17 protein-coding genes are annotated in these 16871 nt (G+C 69.6%); 3 read left to right on the top strand and 14 right to left on the bottom strand.

Annotation, left to right across the window (positions count from 1 at the left end; all coding sequences use genetic code 11):
- The first annotated feature begins 100 nt into the window (after positions 1 to 100).
- Positions 101 to 640: a hypothetical protein gene (locus TSH58p_RS19300; RefSeq protein WP_109072434.1), complete on the top strand. Its 540-nt coding sequence runs from the start codon at positions 101 to 103 to the stop codon at positions 638 to 640.
- 246 nt (positions 641 to 886) lie between these two features.
- Here the strand turns inward: TSH58p_RS19300 and TSH58p_RS19295 are convergent, their stop codons facing one another.
- From TSH58p_RS19295 to TSH58p_RS19265, 7 genes are all read right to left on the bottom strand, one after another.
- Complete coding sequence (locus tag TSH58p_RS19295) at positions 887 to 1888, bottom strand: glycosyltransferase family 9 protein (protein WP_109072433.1); 1002 nt, start codon at positions 1886 to 1888, stop codon at positions 887 to 889.
- A 134-nt stretch (positions 1889 to 2022) separates the two neighbouring features.
- A complete protein-coding gene (locus tag TSH58p_RS19290; RefSeq protein ID WP_109072432.1) occupies positions 2023 to 2550 on the bottom strand; it encodes a flagellar protein FlgN in 528 nt (175 codons plus the stop codon).
- Positions 2547 to 2852 carry a rod-binding protein gene (locus TSH58p_RS19285; protein ID WP_109072431.1) on the bottom strand — a complete coding sequence of 102 codons (306 nt, stop codon included), beginning with the start codon at positions 2850 to 2852 and terminating at the stop codon, positions 2547 to 2549. Before TSH58p_RS19285 ends, TSH58p_RS19290 begins: the two co-directional genes overlap by 4 nt.
- 24 nt (positions 2853 to 2876) lie before the next feature.
- Positions 2877 to 4013 (bottom strand): flagellar basal body P-ring protein FlgI, encoded by a 1137-nt coding sequence (locus TSH58p_RS19280; RefSeq protein ID WP_109072430.1) that lies wholly within the window; start codon positions 4011 to 4013, stop codon positions 2877 to 2879.
- A 35-nt stretch (positions 4014 to 4048) separates the two neighbouring features.
- Positions 4049 to 5113 carry a flagellin gene (locus TSH58p_RS19275; RefSeq protein WP_109072429.1) on the bottom strand — a complete coding sequence of 355 codons (1065 nt, stop codon included), beginning with the start codon at positions 5111 to 5113 and terminating at the stop codon, positions 4049 to 4051.
- Between the two features lie 4 nt (positions 5114 to 5117).
- On the bottom strand, positions 5118 to 6515 hold the full coding sequence (gene flgK, locus TSH58p_RS19270) for a flagellar hook-associated protein FlgK (RefSeq protein ID WP_109072428.1): 1398 nt from the start codon (positions 6513 to 6515) through the stop codon (positions 5118 to 5120).
- 25 nt (positions 6516 to 6540) lie between these two features.
- Complete coding sequence (locus TSH58p_RS19265) at positions 6541 to 7773, bottom strand: flagellar hook protein FlgE (RefSeq protein WP_109072427.1); 1233 nt, start codon at positions 7771 to 7773, stop codon at positions 6541 to 6543.
- 312 nt (positions 7774 to 8085) lie between these two features.
- Here TSH58p_RS19265 and TSH58p_RS19260 point away from each other — a divergent pair, with 312 nt between their 5' ends.
- The gene (locus TSH58p_RS19260) at positions 8086 to 8694 is read left to right on the top strand and encodes a cold-shock protein (protein WP_109072426.1); all 609 of its coding nucleotides are present in this window, start codon (positions 8086 to 8088) and stop codon (positions 8692 to 8694) included.
- Positions 8695 to 8769: 75 nt separating this feature from the next.
- On the opposite strand, the gene TSH58p_RS19255 is transcribed toward TSH58p_RS19260, so the two are convergent.
- Positions 8770 to 9093 (bottom strand): hypothetical protein, encoded by a 324-nt coding sequence (locus TSH58p_RS19255; RefSeq protein WP_109072425.1) that lies wholly within the window; start codon positions 9091 to 9093, stop codon positions 8770 to 8772.
- Between the two features lie 130 nt (positions 9094 to 9223).
- Positions 9224 to 10267 (bottom strand): hypothetical protein, encoded by a 1044-nt coding sequence (locus TSH58p_RS19250; RefSeq protein WP_109072424.1) that lies wholly within the window; start codon positions 10265 to 10267, stop codon positions 9224 to 9226.
- 180 nt (positions 10268 to 10447) lie between these two features.
- Here TSH58p_RS19250 and TSH58p_RS19245 point away from each other — a divergent pair, with 180 nt between their 5' ends.
- Positions 10448 to 10651: a hypothetical protein gene (locus TSH58p_RS19245; RefSeq protein WP_094306568.1), complete on the top strand. Its 204-nt coding sequence runs from the start codon at positions 10448 to 10450 to the stop codon at positions 10649 to 10651.
- Positions 10652 to 10697: 46 nt separating this feature from the next.
- Here the strand turns inward: TSH58p_RS19245 and TSH58p_RS19240 are convergent, their stop codons facing one another.
- The 5 genes from TSH58p_RS19240 to TSH58p_RS19220 form a co-directional block, all read right to left on the bottom strand.
- Positions 10698 to 12866 carry a methyl-accepting chemotaxis protein gene (locus TSH58p_RS19240; protein ID WP_158282660.1) on the bottom strand — a complete coding sequence of 723 codons (2169 nt, stop codon included), beginning with the start codon at positions 12864 to 12866 and terminating at the stop codon, positions 10698 to 10700.
- Positions 12867 to 12989: 123 nt separating this feature from the next.
- A complete protein-coding gene (locus TSH58p_RS19235) occupies positions 12990 to 13667 on the bottom strand; it encodes a TerC family protein (RefSeq protein ID WP_109072422.1) in 678 nt (225 codons plus the stop codon).
- Between the two features lie 79 nt (positions 13668 to 13746).
- Positions 13747 to 15030, bottom strand: coding sequence for a TRAP transporter large permease (locus tag TSH58p_RS19230; RefSeq protein ID WP_109469349.1), 1284 nt, complete (start codon positions 15028 to 15030; stop codon positions 13747 to 13749).
- Complete coding sequence (locus TSH58p_RS19225) at positions 15021 to 15560, bottom strand: TRAP transporter small permease (protein ID WP_109469348.1); 540 nt, start codon at positions 15558 to 15560, stop codon at positions 15021 to 15023. The genes TSH58p_RS19230 and TSH58p_RS19225 overlap by 10 nt, the downstream gene beginning before the upstream one ends.
- Before the next feature lie 66 nt (positions 15561 to 15626).
- Positions 15627 to 16613, bottom strand: a complete 987-nt coding sequence (locus TSH58p_RS19220) for a TRAP transporter substrate-binding protein (RefSeq protein ID WP_109072220.1) — start codon at positions 16611 to 16613, stop codon at positions 15627 to 15629.
- Between the last annotated feature and the right edge of the window lie 258 nt (positions 16614 to 16871).

Raw genomic sequence — 16871 nt, 5'->3', positions numbered from 1 at the left:
TGGAGCGGGCGCCGGATGGTTTGGAAATCAGCTTAATGTCTTCTCAACGGGTTTGGCGGTAGACGAAGGAACTCTTCCCCTTTCGCGGCGCATCACGGCAATGAGCGACGGCGACGACCTGTTCGAGATGTACCGCTCCGACCGCGCCGCCTCCGGCGCGCTGAAGGGGGAGGCGCTGGCCACCGCGCTGGCCGACAACGTGCGGCGCAGCTTCGCCGAGATGGACCGGCTGATCGCGGAGGTGACCCAGGCGCTGGCCCAGGCCCGCTACGCGCTGCGCCTCGCCCCCGCGGTTGTGGACCGTGGCAGCTACGTCCAGCACGACCGCTCGTCCGAGAGCTTCCGCGATTACCTGCGCCTGTGGAGCCACCGCCGCGCCGAGGCGGGCAGCGGCGGGATGCATTGGGAAGCGAAGATCCTGGTCACCGACAGCCGCCGCCGCACCGCGGAACTCGGGCTGGGCGTGACCGTCGAGTGGCCGACCGGCGACCGCGCGGCCGATTGCGCCTTCGTGGAGTTCTGGACGACCGGCCAGGGCGTCAACCTGCCCTCCGAGGGCCGCAACTTCCAGCGCGCCCTGGTCGCCTGCCTGCGGCGGCTGGAGGAGGCGGGGCAGATCACGCCCGCCGTCAAGCGCTGATCCGAGAGCCGGACCGCTACCCCCTATAATCCCCTCTCCCCCCTGGGGAGAGGGTTAGGGTGAGGGGGATGCGCGTGGCGGATCGTCCGGCACAAGCGCAACCCCCTCACCGGCTCTCAGCGGATGCCAGAGGCATCCGCCTGCCGCCGTCAGCGCTGGCTTTCAGCCAGCGCGAGAGGCCCTTCGGGCCACCCTCTCCCCGGAGGGGGGAGGGCTATGACGGCCGGTGGCGATAGACAACCGTGGTCACGAACGGACCAGCGCCTCGACCTCGCGGATCGCGGCGTCGGCGGGAATGCGCTCCATCTCGCGGCCGCCGAAGGCGGAAGCCGTCAGCACCGCGCCCCGCGTCACCTTGGGGCGCAGCTTCTCCGCGATGGTCGGGCCGTAGAGGGTCAGCAGCGGCACGTCGGCGAGGCCGAACAGGTGGCTGGTCCCGCTGTCGTTGGCGACCGCCGCGGCGCAGCGCCGGGTCAGCGCGATGGTGCGCACCGGGGAATAGCGCGGTTCCGCCAGTTCGGCGTCCTGGAGCGGGAACAGCGCCTGCGGCAGGGCGGCGCGCAGCTCGGGCAGCCAGTCCAGCTCCGCCGGGCCGAGAATGAAGACCGGCACCCGTCCACCGGCGACCTGGGCGCGGGCCAGTTCCACGAAGCGGTCCAGCGGCCAGCATTTTACCCGTTTGCCCGCCCCCGGCGCGATGGCGACGTAGCCCGGTCCATCGGGCAGGACGGCGCGCGCCTCGGCCTCGGCCTCCGCCGGGATGGGGACGGCCATGTCCAGCGGGGGGCGGCGCCCGCCGGCGACCTCCAGCAGGTCGAACAGGCGGTCCAGCACATGGCGCGGCTCCTTGTAGCCGGGCGGCGGGCGGCGGTCCGACAGGCGGTAGCCGGCGCAGGCCGAGACGAACAGGTCGTGCCGCAACCGCCGCGCCAGCAGCGTCCGCCAGGGCAGGGCCTGGGTGTCCAGAACCAGGGAGAAGCGATCCTTGATGGGCATGGGCTTCAGCAGGCCGAGCGGGCTCCGGCCGATGCCGGTGTCGGCGCGGAACTCGTCGATCAGGCCGTCCATCATCGGGCGCAGCGTCGTCGCCAGATGGGTGCCCTCGGTGGTGATCCAGGTGATCCGATGGTCCGGGAACAGCCCCCGCAGGGCGCGCACGAAGGGAATTTTGATGAGCGCGTCGCCGATCAGCTCGCCATGGGTGAAGACGGCGAGCGACGGGGAGCCGGCGCGGTCGGTTGCGGGCATGCGGAAGCCTTAGGAAGATGCGGCCAAGCGGACGGCGGACTATAGCGGCCCGCATCCGGCGGCGGAACCCTCCGCAAAGCCATCGTCCGTACATCCCCTCTTCCCTCTGGGGAGAGGGCTATGATGGGTCGGGTCTACAGCTCGGCGTTCAGGCCCGACGCCGACAGCTCGACCGGGCGCACCGCGTGGCCGGAGGGGGCGTAGAGGCCGTCGCTGGCCGCCTTCTCCAGGGCTACGAGGAGGCTGCGGTTGATCGACAGCACGGCCTTGCGCATGGCGACCAGCCCCGCCGCGTTGTCGTTGATGGCGCGGTCCAGCCGCTCCACCCGCTCCAGGATCATCGCGCGCAGGTCGTCGTTCAGCCGCAGCGTGCCCGACTGCGCCTGGGTCATGATGCCGCCCAGACGATCGGCCATCGCCTGCTTGCGCCGGGCGTAGACCTCCAGCCCCTCCAGCTCGCCGGCGGCGAGCGCCGCCGTCTCCTCGTCCAGCAGGACGCTCAGTTCCGCCACGGTGTCGAGGAACTCCGTCATCACCACGGCGGTCGGCCCGTCGGCCAGCGCCGGGATCTCGGGCTCCGGGGCGGCGACGGGGGCGGCGTCCGCCTCCGGCTTGGCGTCGGGGGCGAATTCGCGGATCAGGTCCTTGAAACGGCGGCTCATCCCTTGGTTCCTTCGCTCGTCTGGCCGTAGAGGCGGGCCACGTCGGCCTCGACCATGCGGCCGATGCCCAGCGTGCCGGCCTCCGCGATGGCCTTGCCGTATTCCTGGAGCATGAAGCTGCGCCATGTCCGCTCGCCCTGGCCGCCGCCGAAGGCGCTGCCGGTCTCCACCCCGGCGAACATGGATTCCAGCATCTGCCCGACCATCAGCGCCTCGAACTCCTGCCCGGCCTTCCGGGCGGCGAGGTCGGGGGCGGCGGGTTTCGCGGCGGGAGCCGCCTTTGAAAGGGGAGGGATGTCCATCGCGTCGTCGTCCAGCCGGAGGGGTCAGATGATTTCCAGATCGGCGTGCAGGGCACCCGCCGCCTTGATCGCCTGGAGGATGGCGACCATGTCGCGTGGCCCGACGCCCAGCGCGTTCAGCCCGTTGACGAGCTGTTGCAGGCTGACGTTGCCGCCGATGGTCACGAACTGGCGCCCGTTGCCCTCCTGCACCTGCACGTCGGTGCGCGGCACCACCACCGTCTGCCCGTCGGAGAAGGGCTGCGGCTGCGACACCTGGGGCGTCTCCACCACGCGGACGGTCAGGTTGCCCTGGGTGATGGCGACGCGGCTGATGCGCACGTCGTCGCCGATGACCACGGTGCCACTGCGCTCGTCCACCACCACCCGCGCGATGCCGTCCGGGCGCACGGTGAGCTGCTCGATGTCGCCGATCAGCCGGGCGACCGCGCCGCTGTAGCGGGGCGGGATGCGCACATCGACGGTGGTCGCGTCCAGCACATGGACGGCGCTGCTGCCCAGCCGCACCGCCACCGCGTCGGCGATGCGGTTGGCGGTGGTGAAGTCGGGGTTGCGCAGCGCCATGCGGACCGCGGTCGTCTCGTCCAGCGCGAATTTCAGCTCCCGTTCGACGATGGCGCCGTTGGCGATGCGGGCGCTCGTCGGCACGCCCTTGGTCACGTTGGCCGCCACCCCGCCCGCGGAGAAGCCGCTGACCGACAGCGACCCCTGGGCCACGGCGTAGGCCTGCCCGTCGGCGCCCAGCAGCGGCGTGACCAGCAGCGTGCCGCCGAGCAGGCTGGTGGCGTCGCCCAGCGCCGACACGGTGATGTCGATGGTCGTGCCCTGGCGGGCGAAGGGCGGCAGCGAGGCCGTCACCATCACCGCCGCGGCGTTGCGGGTGCGCAGAACCTCGTCGCGGGTGTTGATGCCCAGCCGCTCCAGCATGCCCTTCAGGCTCTGCTCGGTGAAGGGCGTGTTGATGAGCCGGTCGCCCGAACCGTTCAGCCCGACCACGAGGCCGTAGCCGATGAGCTGGTTGCGGCGCACCCCGTCGAAGGTGACGAGATCCTTCACCCGCGTCTGGGCCAGCCCCTCCCCCGCGAAGGCGGCGGCGGACAGCAGGCAGGCCGCGGCCAGCGCTGCCATGCGGAAGGCTCGGCGGATCGGACCGTGCTTCATCGAACCGTCTTTCGTCGTCCGTAGGGGCTCGCCGCCTACAGGTAATTGGTCAGGCTCATCCGGGCGATGCGGGCGGTGGCCGCCGCGGTCGCCTCGATCTGCACTTCGAGCTGGTTCATGCGCAGGCTGGCCTCGGCCGGATCGACGCTTTCCATCGCGTCGAGCTGGTCGTTGAGGATGCGGAGCTGCGTGGTGTTCATCGCCGCGATGTCGTCGAGCTGCGCGCGGTGGATGCCCAGCTGCGCCGTGGCGTCGCGCACCCCCTCGATGCCGCCCGACACCTTGGCGACCGCGGCCTCCATGTAGGGCTTGTAGGCGTCCAGCGGCAGTTGGCTGGTGTCGACGCTGGCCAGCATGTAGAGGCCCTGGAGCAGGTCCCGCATGGCCGGGTCGTTGCCCTGGATGCCGTAGGGGATCTCGGTCGAGCGGTCGGGCCGGGCGCTGAGGCGCGGCGCGGTCGAGGGCGCCCCCTGGTAGAACCCGCCCTCGAAGCCGAGCGGCGAGGCCGACGGTGCGGCGAACAGGTCGTCCAGGGCCGCCACGGCGGCGGCGGTCTCGGCGGGAGTCTGCGGCGAGGACGTGCCCCCGGTGGCCGCGGCGATGGTGTCCTGCACGATCTGGATGGGGGAGGGCAGGCCGGACTCGTCGCCCTGCACGGCGCGCATGGGGGCGGCCTTCACCTCCACCCCGCCGAACAGGTAGCCGTTGCCGGAGGAGGCGTTCAGCATCCCCACCACCTGCTCCAGCATGGCGCGGGCCCGCACCTGGAGCGAACTGCCGGTGGGCGAGGGCTGGCCCAGCCCGACCGAGGCGGCGGCCAGCACGTCCTGCCCGGCGGACAGGATGTTGGTCAGCGCGCTGTCCATGGTGCCCAACCGTCCTTGCAAAAGAGCAGTGGATTTCAGGGTCTGGTCGGTCTCGTCATACAGGTTGCGCAGCGCGATCGCCTGTCCGGTGCGCGCACCCAGCGCCTTGGCGACGTCGAAATGCTTGCCGCTGGCGATCTCGTCGTTGTTGCGCAGCCGTTCGAGCTGAAGCTCGGTGTTCGCGGTCTGCAGACGCTTGGAAAGGCCGAGGGTGGAGACGGCGTTGTAGAGCATGGCGTCAGTTCCGGATCTGGAGCAGCGTGTCGAGCATCCGCCCGGCGGCCTGGAGCACCTGGGCGCTGGCGCCGTAGCTCTGCTCGATCAGCAGCAGCTTCTGCATTTCGTCGTCCACATTCACGCCGTCGCGGTTGAGACGCGCCGATTGCAGCGCGTCGGCGCTGATCTTGCGGGTCTTCATCTCGGACTCGGCGGTGGTGCGGTAGCCCTGCTGGGTGGAGACCATGCCGGTGGCGTAGTCGCCCAGCGTGGCCGAGGAGGGCAGGTCCGCCGCGGCGAAGCTGCGGGTGGCCGAGAAGACGTTGAGGAAGCGGTCGATCTGCGTGGTGTCGCCCGACGCCAGCGGAGCGCCCGCCTGGACGCCACTCTGCACCTTCCAAGGGTTGCCGCGCACGCTTCCGTTGACGGCGATGCGCGATGCCAGCCCTTCCGTCGTGCCGTAGGCGGCGCCGGCGTCGGTGAACAGGCCCGGCTGGGTGGGGTCGGCCTCCGCCGCCTGGAACTGCTGCACGATGCCCGCCGCCAGGTCGTCGAGCTGGGCCAGCGCCCGCGGCATGTCCTGATGGGCGGTCTGGACATAGCCCATGATGCGCCCGCTCTGGATGTCCTGATCGGGGTTGTCGGAGATGATCTTACCGCCGGCCACCAGATCGCCGCCGACGATTTGAAGCGGCTGGGCGCCCGCCGGCAGCTCGCGGTCGAGCAGCGTCTGGCCGTTGCGGGTCATCACCACCACCTCGCCGCTCTCGCGGGTGTGGGTGCGGATGCCGATCTCGTTCGACACCTGATCGAGCAGCCGGTCGCGCTCGTCCATCAGGTCGCCGGTTTCGGCGCCCTTGGCCTTCTGGGTGGCGATGGCGCTGTTCAGCTCCCCGATGCGGACGAGCGAGCGGTTGACCTCGTCGACCGAGGACTGGAGCCGCGCCTTGGCGTCGTTCTGCACGGTGATGGCCGCGGCGGCGGTGTCGTGCAGGCGGCGCACCAGCGATTCCGCGGAATCCACCACGGCGGTGCGCGCCGCCTCGTTGTCCGCCTGGTTGCGGAGCTGGCTGAAGGATTGCTGGAGCTTGGCCAGCGCGGTGGAGACGGACCGCTCGTCCTGCGGCTGGCCCAGCGCCGTGGCGTAGTCGGCCAGCGCCGAGGCGCGGGTTTCCTGCGCGGTGTAGCGGCTCTGCTCGAACCGGGCGTCGCGGATCAGGAACTCGTCCACGCTGCGCAGCACGCCGTCGACGCGCACGCCCTGGCCGCGCCCGCCGCTGATCGCGGTGGAGACGGCCAGATCCTTGCGGACGAAGCCCGCGGTGGTGGCGTTGGTGATGTTGTGCGACACCAGCGCTGCTTGCTGCTGGGTCGCGCGCAGCCCGGACAGGGCGGCGCTGAGGGCCAGTTGGAGGCTCATGGCGGGCTATCCCCTTTCCCGTCCGTCAGCGCTTCAGGCGGGTGGTTTCGTCCACCATCTCGTCGGCGGTGCGCACCAGCGTGGCGTTGGAGGAGTAGGCGCGCTGCGTCTCGATCAGCGACACCAGCTCCTCCGCGATGTCGACGTTCGACTGCTCCAGCGCGTAGCCGGCGACCGAGCCGGCGGTGCCGCTGTTGCCGTTGCTCAGCGTCATCGTGCCGCTGTCGATGCCCAGCGTGTAGGTGTTGCCGTCCTGCGGAACCAGCCCGCCGGGGTTGACCACGTCGGCGACCGGCACCTGATAGAGCGGCTGGCGGGCGCCGTTGTCGTAGACGGCCCACAGCGTGCCGGCCTTGTCGATGTCCACGGTGCTGACGCGGCCGGCGCGGGCGCCGTCGCCCATGAACTGCGGCACGTAATCGCCGTTGAGCTGCGTCAGGTTGCCGACGGTGACGTTGACGGTGTCCGGCGTCGGGTTGGCCGGCGAGGTCAGCGTGATCTGCGGCAGGGCGCCCGCCGGCAGGCCGGCGTTGGCGCCGGTGGTGTTGAAGGTGACGGTGCTGGTGGACAGCGTCGCGGTGTAGCCGGCGGGCGGCGTGACCGACAGCGTCCATTCGTTCGGGTTGGCCGTCTTCGTCCAGGTCATCGTGACGTCGAGCGGGTTGCCGAGCCCGTCATAGAGGCTGGTGGACGTGTCGAAGCTGGTGCCGTCCGTGGCCTGCGCCGGCAGGTTGCCGGAAAAGCTCATCTGCGACGTCTTGCTGCCGCCATAGGCCAGCCCGGCGATCGAGACGGCGCTCAGCCCGTCGAAGCTGCTGCGGTTCACCGCGGGCAGGCTGCCGTCCGGTCCCAGCTTCCAGGCCTGGAGATACTGGCCGGCGCTGTTGCGCAGGAAGCCCTGGTCGTCGGGCAGGAAGCTGCCGGCGCGGGTCAGCGCGTAGCCGGGCGAGGTTCCGCTGTTGCCGGCGTTGTCGGCGACGACAAAGAAGCCGCGCCCCTCGATGGCCATGTCGGTGGCGGACTGGGTGCCCTGGATGGTCCCGTCCTTCAACACCTGATAATGCACGTTGGAGCGCACGCCGCCCGCGGCGTAGCTGCTCGTCGCGCCGGAGGAGGTCATCAGCGTCGAGAAGTCGACCGCGGCGCGCTTGTAGCCGATGGTGGCGGAGTTGCTGATGTTGTCCGAAATGGCGGCCATCCGCGAGCTTTGTGCGGACATGCCGCTCACACCGGACCGCATGGCGCTGAACAGGCTCATCGGGAGATCCTCATCTCAAATCGGTTGGGCCGGAAGCGAGCCACGGGATTCTCCGCGATGGACTTCGGAAGGGAGAGTACAGGGCGGCTTTTAAAGCGGATTTAAAGAGCGTTTTCAGGCGTTTACTTAAAATTTTCCGCTCTTTTGCGCCGGATGCCCGCCGGGCCGGCGGCCGGGCGCGCCCGTCCTTCCCAAAGGAGAAGGGTGAAACCGAGCTGCGATTGCGGGGGCGGCGAACGGATGCCGCATTGCGCGGATCGACAAATCCGGTCACTGTTGGACCGGTTGTCCTCCATCCATCGAGTGTCCAGAGTGAGCGAAGAGCAAAAGCAGCAGGTTACGGCGGTCGTCAAATGGTACAAGGCCGACAAGGGCTTCGGCTTCGTCCGCTTCGCCGACGGAAGCGGTGAGGCGTTTCTGCATTCCCGGGTTCTCGCCTCACTGGGCGAGGTGTCGCTGACCGAGGGCACCGGCCTCGTCTGCGACATCGCCGAAACCCCGAAGGGGCCGCAGGTCGTGGCCATCCATTCCATCACCCCCGCCGATCCGGCGGAGGCCAAGCCGGCCCGCGCGCCGAAGCAGCGCCGGCAGCGCCAGCCCGACGCCGGCGACCCCCAGGCCGCCCGTCCCGCCGCCCCGGCCGCCGTCCGCGAGCCCAAGCCGCGGCGCGAGCGGTCGGCCCCGGCCCTGATGCCGGTGCCCACCGGTGAGATGATCTACGGCACCGTGCGCTGGTACAATCTGGACAGCCAGTCCGGCCTGATCGACCCGTGGGACGACGAGACGGGCATCGGCGTCTATTTCGACCGCGCGATCCTGCGCCAGTCCGGTCTGGAAGTGGTGGCCGACGGCGAGGACGTGCGTTTCGTCGCCGTGCCGGGCGACGGCGGCCCGACCGCGCTGCGCGTCGAACTGGTGTGAGCCGACGCGAGTCAGGCGCCGCCGGGGTCTCCGCCCGGCGGCGCCTGACTCAAACCGTGACCCCGGCTGACGCGATCAGCGGGGGGTGAAGGACCGCGAGGGACGGCGCTCCACCACCACCGGCGGGCGCTGGTCCATGCCGCCGGAGGGGCGGGACGGGTAGTGGCCGCGGGATTCGGAGGATTCGATCCGCCCGGCGGCCTCGCGCACCTCGAAGATGCGGCGTTCGACCGGCAGGCTCTCCGCCAGGACGATGACGGTGTTGAGCGAGATCCGGTCGATCGCCGGCTCCATCCGGTCGGCGCGCAGCCGGCCGGCCTGCACAAGCTCCTCCACCTCGGCTTCCGAGCACTTCAGCCAGGCCGCCGCCTCGGCGATGGAGAGTGACTGGTCGCGCATCGAAGTAGCTCCAAGACTAAGGGTGGTGGACAGGAAACCGGCTTACGAATAGGGGTGTACCCGATTTCCGCGCCGAACAACAGGGCGGCGAAGGGGCGTCCCGCCACAAGACGCCCCCGATGCGCCTCTTTTACTCCTTCGTGACGCTCCGGCAGCGCTGCTGGAGCAGGGCGACGGCCTGGGCGGCCTCGTCGCCCTGCAGCGTGAAGGCCCGCTCGTCCAGCAGCCGCCCGTCGGCGTTGAAGGCGCGGACGAACAGGCCGTGCGCCGTGCCGGTCACCACGGCGTCCACCACGGCGTCCGCCGTCTCGTCGCTCGCCACGTCGATGAAGGAGGCGAGTTCCGCCAGTTCCCCACCGTCCGTCCAATCGGCCTCGGCGATCAGGTCCAGCAGGTCGTTCAGCCCGCCGGCCGGCTCGCAGCGCTGGACGCGCGGGTCGGCGCCCTGGATGGCCGCGGTGAAGCGGGCCAGCGCTTCGCGGATGCGGGTTTCCTCCGCCGGGTCGAGTTCGGGCTCGCCGTCCTCGCCGATGCGGGCCAGCCCCAGGAAATCGGGAACCGCGTCCTCGCCGGCCGCCTCGACGGCTTCCGCCTCCTCCTCGATCAGCCCGACGACGCCGACCAGCCGGGTTCCGGCGTCCGCCGGATCGGCCAGAAGGTCGGCCTCGCGGACGAAGCGCAGCGCCGCGTCGGTCGAGTCCAGCAGGCGCAGCAGCAGGGTGCGGCGGTCGGCGGCCTCCAGATAGACCAGGGCTTCCGGCTCCAGCCAGACCGGCAGCAGGCGGGTGTCGGCGGCGGTCTCCAGCAGGCCGGTGGAGTCCAGCGCCTCCTCGATGGCCTCCGCCGCGGGCGGCTGCGACAGGTCGCCGGACACTTCCACCGCCAGCCAGAAAAGGGTGGCGATCATGTCGTCGCCCTGGGAGTCGGTGCGGCGGACGGATTCGGCGATGGTCTCCACCTCGTCCAGGAACTCCGGCTGCTCCTCCTCGCGCAGTTTGCCCAGCGCGGCCTCCAGGACCGCCTGGCGGCCCCCGTCCAGCGTCTCGTCGAGCAGTTCGTCGAAGCGGCGGTCGCTGTTGCGCCAATAGCGGACCAGGCGGTCCGCCGGCGTGCCCGTGAAGGTTCCGGAGGCCGGCTTGTCCGCGCCGTTCCGCCCGTTGCCTGTCCTTGCCATGCTGCCTCTCCTGACTGGTCCGCCGGCGCCATCGGGCGCGGGGGTGACGATACGGGCAGTGACCGTAGTGGCCGGAGGGCGCGCTGGCAAGCTGTCGTCTTGCGCTTTCAGGCCACTCGACAGCGGCGCCCGTCCTGCGGCAGGCTGGGGCCCGCAATCAAAAGCCGGAGGGCAGGGCCCGTGACGACACGCGATGAGACCGAGGTCCTGCTGGCGGAGCTTCGCCAGGGCTTCGGCGTGGCCTCGAACAGCGAGCTTCTGCACCTGCTCGCCGCGTTGGGGCGGGTCGTGCTGGACGAATCCAGCCGCGACGAGCGCGGCCGCCGCGTGCTGAAGATCGTCGGCAAGGGCGGGCGCGAACGCCAGATCGTGATTTCGGAATAAAGGGAGGACGCCCTTCCCCGCAACGCTGCGGGGAAGGGCGTTCCCGTCAGCTCGCGCGGACGCGCTGGAGGAAGCCGGACAGCTCGCGGTTGAGCGCGTTGGCGCCGTCGGCGAGGTCGTGGGCCTTGTCGAGGAGCGTGCGGGCGGCGGTGCCGCTGCGGTCGGCGGCGGCGTTGACGCCGGCGATGGTCTGCGTCACCTCGGTGGTGCCCAGCGCCGCCTGATGGACGTTGCGGGCGATCTCCTTGGTGGCGGCGCTCTGCTGCTCCACCGCCGCGGCGACGGTGGCGCCGATGGTGCCGACGCGGGTGACCACCTGGACGACCGCCTGGATCTCCTGCACGGCCTCGCCGGTCGCGCTCTGGATGCCGGCTGCCTGGGCGGCGATCTCGCCGGTGGCGCGGGCGGTCTGGGCGGCCAGCGCCTTCACCTCGTTGGCGACGACGGCGAAGCCCTTGCCGGCCTCCCCGGCGCGCGCCGCCTCGATGGTGGCGTTGAGCGCCAGCAGGTTGGTCTGGCTGGCGATGTCGTTGATGAGATCGACGACGCGCCCGATGCTCTGCACGGAGTCCGCCAGCCCGCCGATCTGCCCGTTGGCGCGCTCGGCCAGCGTCATCGCCTCGCGGACGATGTTGGTGGATTCGGTGATCTGGCGGGTGATCTCCTCGATGGAGCTGGTGAGCTGCTCCGACGCCGCGGCGACCGTCTCCACGTTGGCCGAGGTCTGCTCGGTCGCGGCGGCGACGCTGGTGGCGAGGCGGTTGGTCTCCTCCGCCGTGGCCGACATGCTGCGGGCGCTTTCCTCCATTTCGGTGGATTCCGCCACGAAGCGGCTGACCACGCTGCCGACGGCCCCCTCGAAGCTGCTGGCGATCTCCTCAAGGGAGCGCTTGCGGTCCTCCTCGGCGCGGCGGGCGGACTCGATCTGCTCGGCCTCCAGCCGGCGCTTGGCGGCGGCGTTCTCGCGGAAGACCTCCACCGTGCGGGCCATGGCGGAAATCTCGTCGCGGCCGCCCGACGGGACGGTCACGTCGAGGTCGCCGGCGGCGATGCGCTCCATCCCGCCCTGAAGGGTGAGCAGGCGGCGCACCACCATGCGGCGCACGAAGACCAGGACGACCAGCGCCGACAGCAGCAGGCTGACCACGCCGACCCCGATCTGCAGGATCGTGCCCTTGGACAGGGCCTTCTCGCTGTCCTCGGCGGCGGTGGTGATGGCGCCCTCCTGCGTGTGCACGAGGTTGACCACGGCCATGGACAGCGTTTCGGACAGGCTGAGGTTGGCGGTCAGCAGGTCCCGTTGCGCCTTCAGGATCTCCAGCTCGGCCAGACGGGTGGGGATCAGCCCGTTCGGCTCGATCGAGAGGGTTTCGATCGCCTTCAGCGGTTCGGCCATCGCCTCGCGCGAGGCTTCGGGCAGCTGTCCGGAGTTGGCGGTCATCGTGGTCACGAGGATGCGCGTCTGCGCCTCGATGATCGACAGCCGGTTTTCGTCGGAGCTGGCGGCGGCTTCGGTCAGCAGGCCGCGGACGGTGGTGGCGCCGTCGTCGATGCCGCGGACGATGGCGAGCTGCTCCTCGGTCTGGAGATACTCCTCGCCGGCCTTCAGCCGCTCCTCCGCCGGGCGGGTGTCGTCCCGGAAGGCGGCGCGCTGCATGTCCACGCCACTGCCATGGATCGACTTCCAGGGGGCCACGAGCTGCGACAGGCGCCGCGTGGCGGTGATCACCTGCTCCAGCAGGTCGGCGCGGCGGTCGCTCAGCCCGATCCGCTTGTCCGCCGCCTGATCGAGCAGCGTGACGTTGGCGAGCAGGGCCTGGGCGGCGTTGCTGGCGGCGGCGGTTTCGGACTGTCCCCCGGCGTGGGACGCGGCGTTGGCGCTGTTCTGCTCCAGTTCGGCCAGATCGCGCAGCTCACGTTCGAAGTCGTGCCGCTCCGCGGCGATGCGCGCCGCCAGATCCGCCTTCTCCTCCTTGCTGGTGACGGAGCGGAAGGCGGGGGCCAGCGCGTCGATGCGGCCGGCGTGCTGGGCCGCCCGCAGGGCGCCGAGCGCGGACGGCACGGCCTCCGCGGTGATGACCTGCAGCGTCCGGCCGAAGCCGGCGTATCCGGTCAGCGCCACCCCGATGGCGACGAGCGTGCAGCACATCACGGCGCCGACACCGGTGAACAGGCGCCCCTGAACGCCCCCCAGCCGGCTTGGACGCACCACCATATCCTGGGCCCTATCCTGGGCAATTCCTAACGGTTTGGACATGTCATCCCTTCCCCAACGGCGGTCTTGCTTCTCTTGGCGCCGCCGCACGCCGTCCGCGGCAGGCCTTGTCCTCACTTCCCGTCAGCCGAGCCAGGCCGTGTGGGCCAGAACCTCGTTCGAGCCCCGCCAGACCATGTCGAGCGCAACATAAGTGATGATCGCAAGACCGATCCAACCAATCCAGCGATGTTTGTGCAGAACACGTGCAATTACGTTCGCGGCGGCGCCCATCAACGCCACCGAGAGCAACAGGCCGAGAACAAGCACGGTCGGATGCTCCTTGGCAGCACCGGCGACGGCCAGCACATTGTCAAGCGACATCGACACGTCGGCCACCACGATCTGCCAGACGGCGGCGCCCACCGAGACGGTGCTGGCGGCGGCCACCGCCGCGTTGCTGCTGAAGGAGGCCGTTCCGGGCAGGACGTCGGGGGCGTTCAGCGCCTCCTCCGGCGTGACCTCGTCGGCGCCCTGGGAGCGCAGTTCGCGGAACATCTTCCAGCAGACCCAGAGCAGAAGCACGCCGCCGGCCAGCGTCAGGCCGATGATGGCGAGGAGCTGCGTGGTCATCAGCGCGAAGATGATGCGCAAGACGATGGCCGCGCTGATGCCCCACAGGATGACCCGGCGCCGCTGCTCCGCCGGAACGGCGGCCGCGGCCATGCCGACCACGATGGCGTTGTCGCCGGCCAGAACGAGGTCGATGGCGACCACCTGCCCGAAAGCGACGAGTTGCGGCCAGAGTTCGGCGGTCATCATGATTCGTCTCCATTGCAGCGGGGCGCCCGGTGATCGGAGCGCCCCGCGGTATCCTTGCTGTGCGGTTGGGGGCGCCCGGTCAGCGCATGAGGAGATGCGGAAGCCAGAGGGAGAAGGTGGGGACGTAGGTGACGAGGAGGAGGGTGACGAAGAGCGCGCCGTAGAAGGGTGTGATGGAGCGCATGACCTCGCCGACGGAGACCTCGCCGATGGCGCAGCCGATGAACTGGGTGGTGCCGACCGGCGGGGTGTTGAGGCCGAGCGCGCAGTTGATCAGCATGACGATGCCGAACTGCACCGGGTCCATGCCGTACTGCATGGCGATGGGCAGGAAGATCGGCGTGCAGATCAGGATCGTGCTCGCCATGTCCATGAAGGTGCCGAGCAGGAACAGGATGATGTTGATCAGCAGGAAGATGACCAGCGGGTTGGTCGAGATGCCGGCCATCAGCTCGCCGGTGATCTCGGCCACCTGATAGAGGCCCATGATGTACTGGAACATCGTGGAGACGCCGATCAGCAGCAGGACGACGCCGGTCGTCTTGACCGTCTTGGCGGCGGCGGCCAGGAAATGGTCCCAGGTCAGCGTGCGGTAGACGAAGGTGGTGAGCAGCAGCGCGTAGATCACCGCGATGGAGGCGGACTCGGTGGCGGTGAAGACGCCCGAGGTGATGCCGGCCAGGATGATCACGACGATGAGCAGGCCGGGTGCGGCAGCGGCGAAGGAGCGGCCCAGGATGTGCCAGCCGGGGAAGGTGCCGGCGGGGTAGCCGCGCTTGACGGCGACGTAGTAGGCGGCCCCGAGGTTGCAGACCATCAGCAGCAGGGCGGGGACGATGCCCGCCGCGATCAGCGCGCCGATGGAGGCTTTGCCGCCGGCGGCCAGCGCGTAGATGATCATGTTGTGGCTGGTCGGCATCAGCGCGCCGACGAGCGCGGCGTGGGTGGTCACGTTGACGGCGTAGTCGGCGTGGTAGCCTTCGCGCTTCATCATCGGGATCATCACCGCACCCATGGCCGAGACGTCGGCGACGGGGGAGCCGGCGACGCCGCCGAACAGGGTGCAGGCGACGACGTTGGACATGCCGAGGCCGCCGCGGATGTGGCCGACCATGTTCTTGGCGGTGGCGACGATCTTGTCGGCGACGCCGCCGTGGAGCATCAGCTCGCCGGAGAAGACGAAGAAGGGAATGGCGAGGAAGGAGAAGACGTTCATGCCGGACATCATCTGCTGGAAGATGACGGCGACGGGGAGGCCCTCGTAGAGGATGGTGCAGAGCGCCGACAGGCCGATGGCGAAGGCGACCGGGATGCCCAGGACGAGGAAGCCGAAGAAGCTGATGGAAAGGATGGTCAGTTCCATGATGGTGCGACCTCCTCGCCGCGGATGATGGCGACGACGTGTTCGATGGCGAAAAGCACGATCAGGACGCCGGAGAGCACGAGCGGGATGTAGCGGACGGCTTCGGAGACGTGCAGGTTGGGGATGTAGTAGGCGGCGACGGAGGTGCCGAGCACCCAGCCGTTGTAGGCCATGCAGGCGCCGAAGACGCCGACCAGGGCGTAGATGACGATCTCGACCTTGCGGCGGATGACGTCGGGCAGCATGACGAGGAAGGACTCCAGGCCGATGTGTCCGGCGTCGCGGACGCCGACGGCGGCGCCGATGAGGGTGACGTAGAGGACCAGCACGATGGCCAGGCTCTCCGCCCAGGTCGGCGAATCGTTCAGCACGTAGCGGCCGAAGACCTGATAGAACACCACCCCGACGATGGCCATCAGGCCGACCATCGCCACGCACATCCCCGACCACGCCAGCCGGGCGTTCATCCGCGTCAACAGGCGCGGGGCGGCGAGGGGGCGGGCCTCTTCCAATTCAAGTTCGATGCTCATGATGCCGTCCTTCCCGCGGGACTGCGGCGCCGGCCGGGCTTGGCCGGCGCCGCGGCCGCGCGTGCCTTACTTCGTGTCCTGGATGCGCTGGACGAGGCCCTGCAGCTTCGGCGTGTTCGCGAACTTGGCGAAGACGGGCTTCATCGCGTCGATGAATTCCTGCTTGTTCTTCACGTCGCTGATCTGGGAGCCGGCCTTCTCGACGATGGCGCGGGACGCTTCCTCGCGCTCCGTCCACAGCTTGCGCATGTAGGGGACGGAGTCCTTGGCGGCCTTGCGGATGGCGGCCTGGTCGTCCTTCGACAGGCGGTCCCAGGTGACCTTGGAGAAGACCAGCACCTCCGGCGCCATGGCGTGCTCGGTGCGGGTGAAGTATTTGGCGGCCTCGAAGTGGCGCGAGGATTCATAGGACGGGTAGTTGTTCTCCGCCGCGTCGATGATGCCGGTCTTCAGGCCGGTGTAGACCTCGCCCATCGGCATCGGCGTCGGGTTGGCGCCCAGCGCCTCGATCATCGACACGAACAGGTCCGACTGCTGGACGCGGATCTTCATGCCCTTCAGGTCGGCCAGCGAGGACACCGGCTTCTTGGAATAGAGCGAGCGCGAGCCGCTGTCGTAGAAGGCCAGACCGATCAGCCCCTGGCTTTCCATGGCGGCCAGGATCTCGTCGCCGATCGGGCCGTCCAGCACGGCGTGCATGTGGTCGGTGTCGCGGAAGATGAAGGGCAGGGCGACGACCATCGTCTCCGGCACCACGTTGTTCAGCGGCGCGACGTTGATGCGCATCATGTCGAGCCCGCCGATCTTGATCTGCTCGATCGTGTCGCGCTCGTTGCCCAGCGCGCCGTTCGGATAGACCTTCACGCCGAGCTTGCCGTTGCTGCGCTCGCTCAGCAGCTTGCCCATGTATTTGACCGCCTCGACGGTCGGGTAGTCGCCGGGGTGGATGTCGGCCGACCGGAAGTCGCGGGCCGAAACCGGGGCGGCGAGCAGCGCGCCCGCGGCGCAAGCGGCCAGCAGCGCCATGCCGAGGCGACGGAAGGTGTTCTTCATGGACCGTACTCCTGCCTTAGGAGAAGTGTCTGTTGGAGCGGAGGCGGGTCATCGGCCCGCCGGAAATGGACAAACGAAGGGGGCTTGTGTTCAGAAAAAGCCCTGGCCTTTCGACTGTGCGCCTCGAATAACAGCGCTGCGAAAGCGGGGGCAAAAAATAATCCCGAAGGGGATGGGGCGCAAAATCCCGGCGCCATCGGCGTCTGCCGACGGGGTGAAGCTGGGCGGTCTTTGTCCTTTGCTCCGAAACGCCCGCGG

The organism is Azospirillum sp. TSH58 (assembly GCF_003119115.1).
Classification (GTDB): Bacteria; Pseudomonadota; Alphaproteobacteria; order Azospirillales; family Azospirillaceae; genus Azospirillum.
Note: the sequence above shows the minus strand (reverse complement) of the source record. Positions and strands in the feature narration are given on the sequence as shown.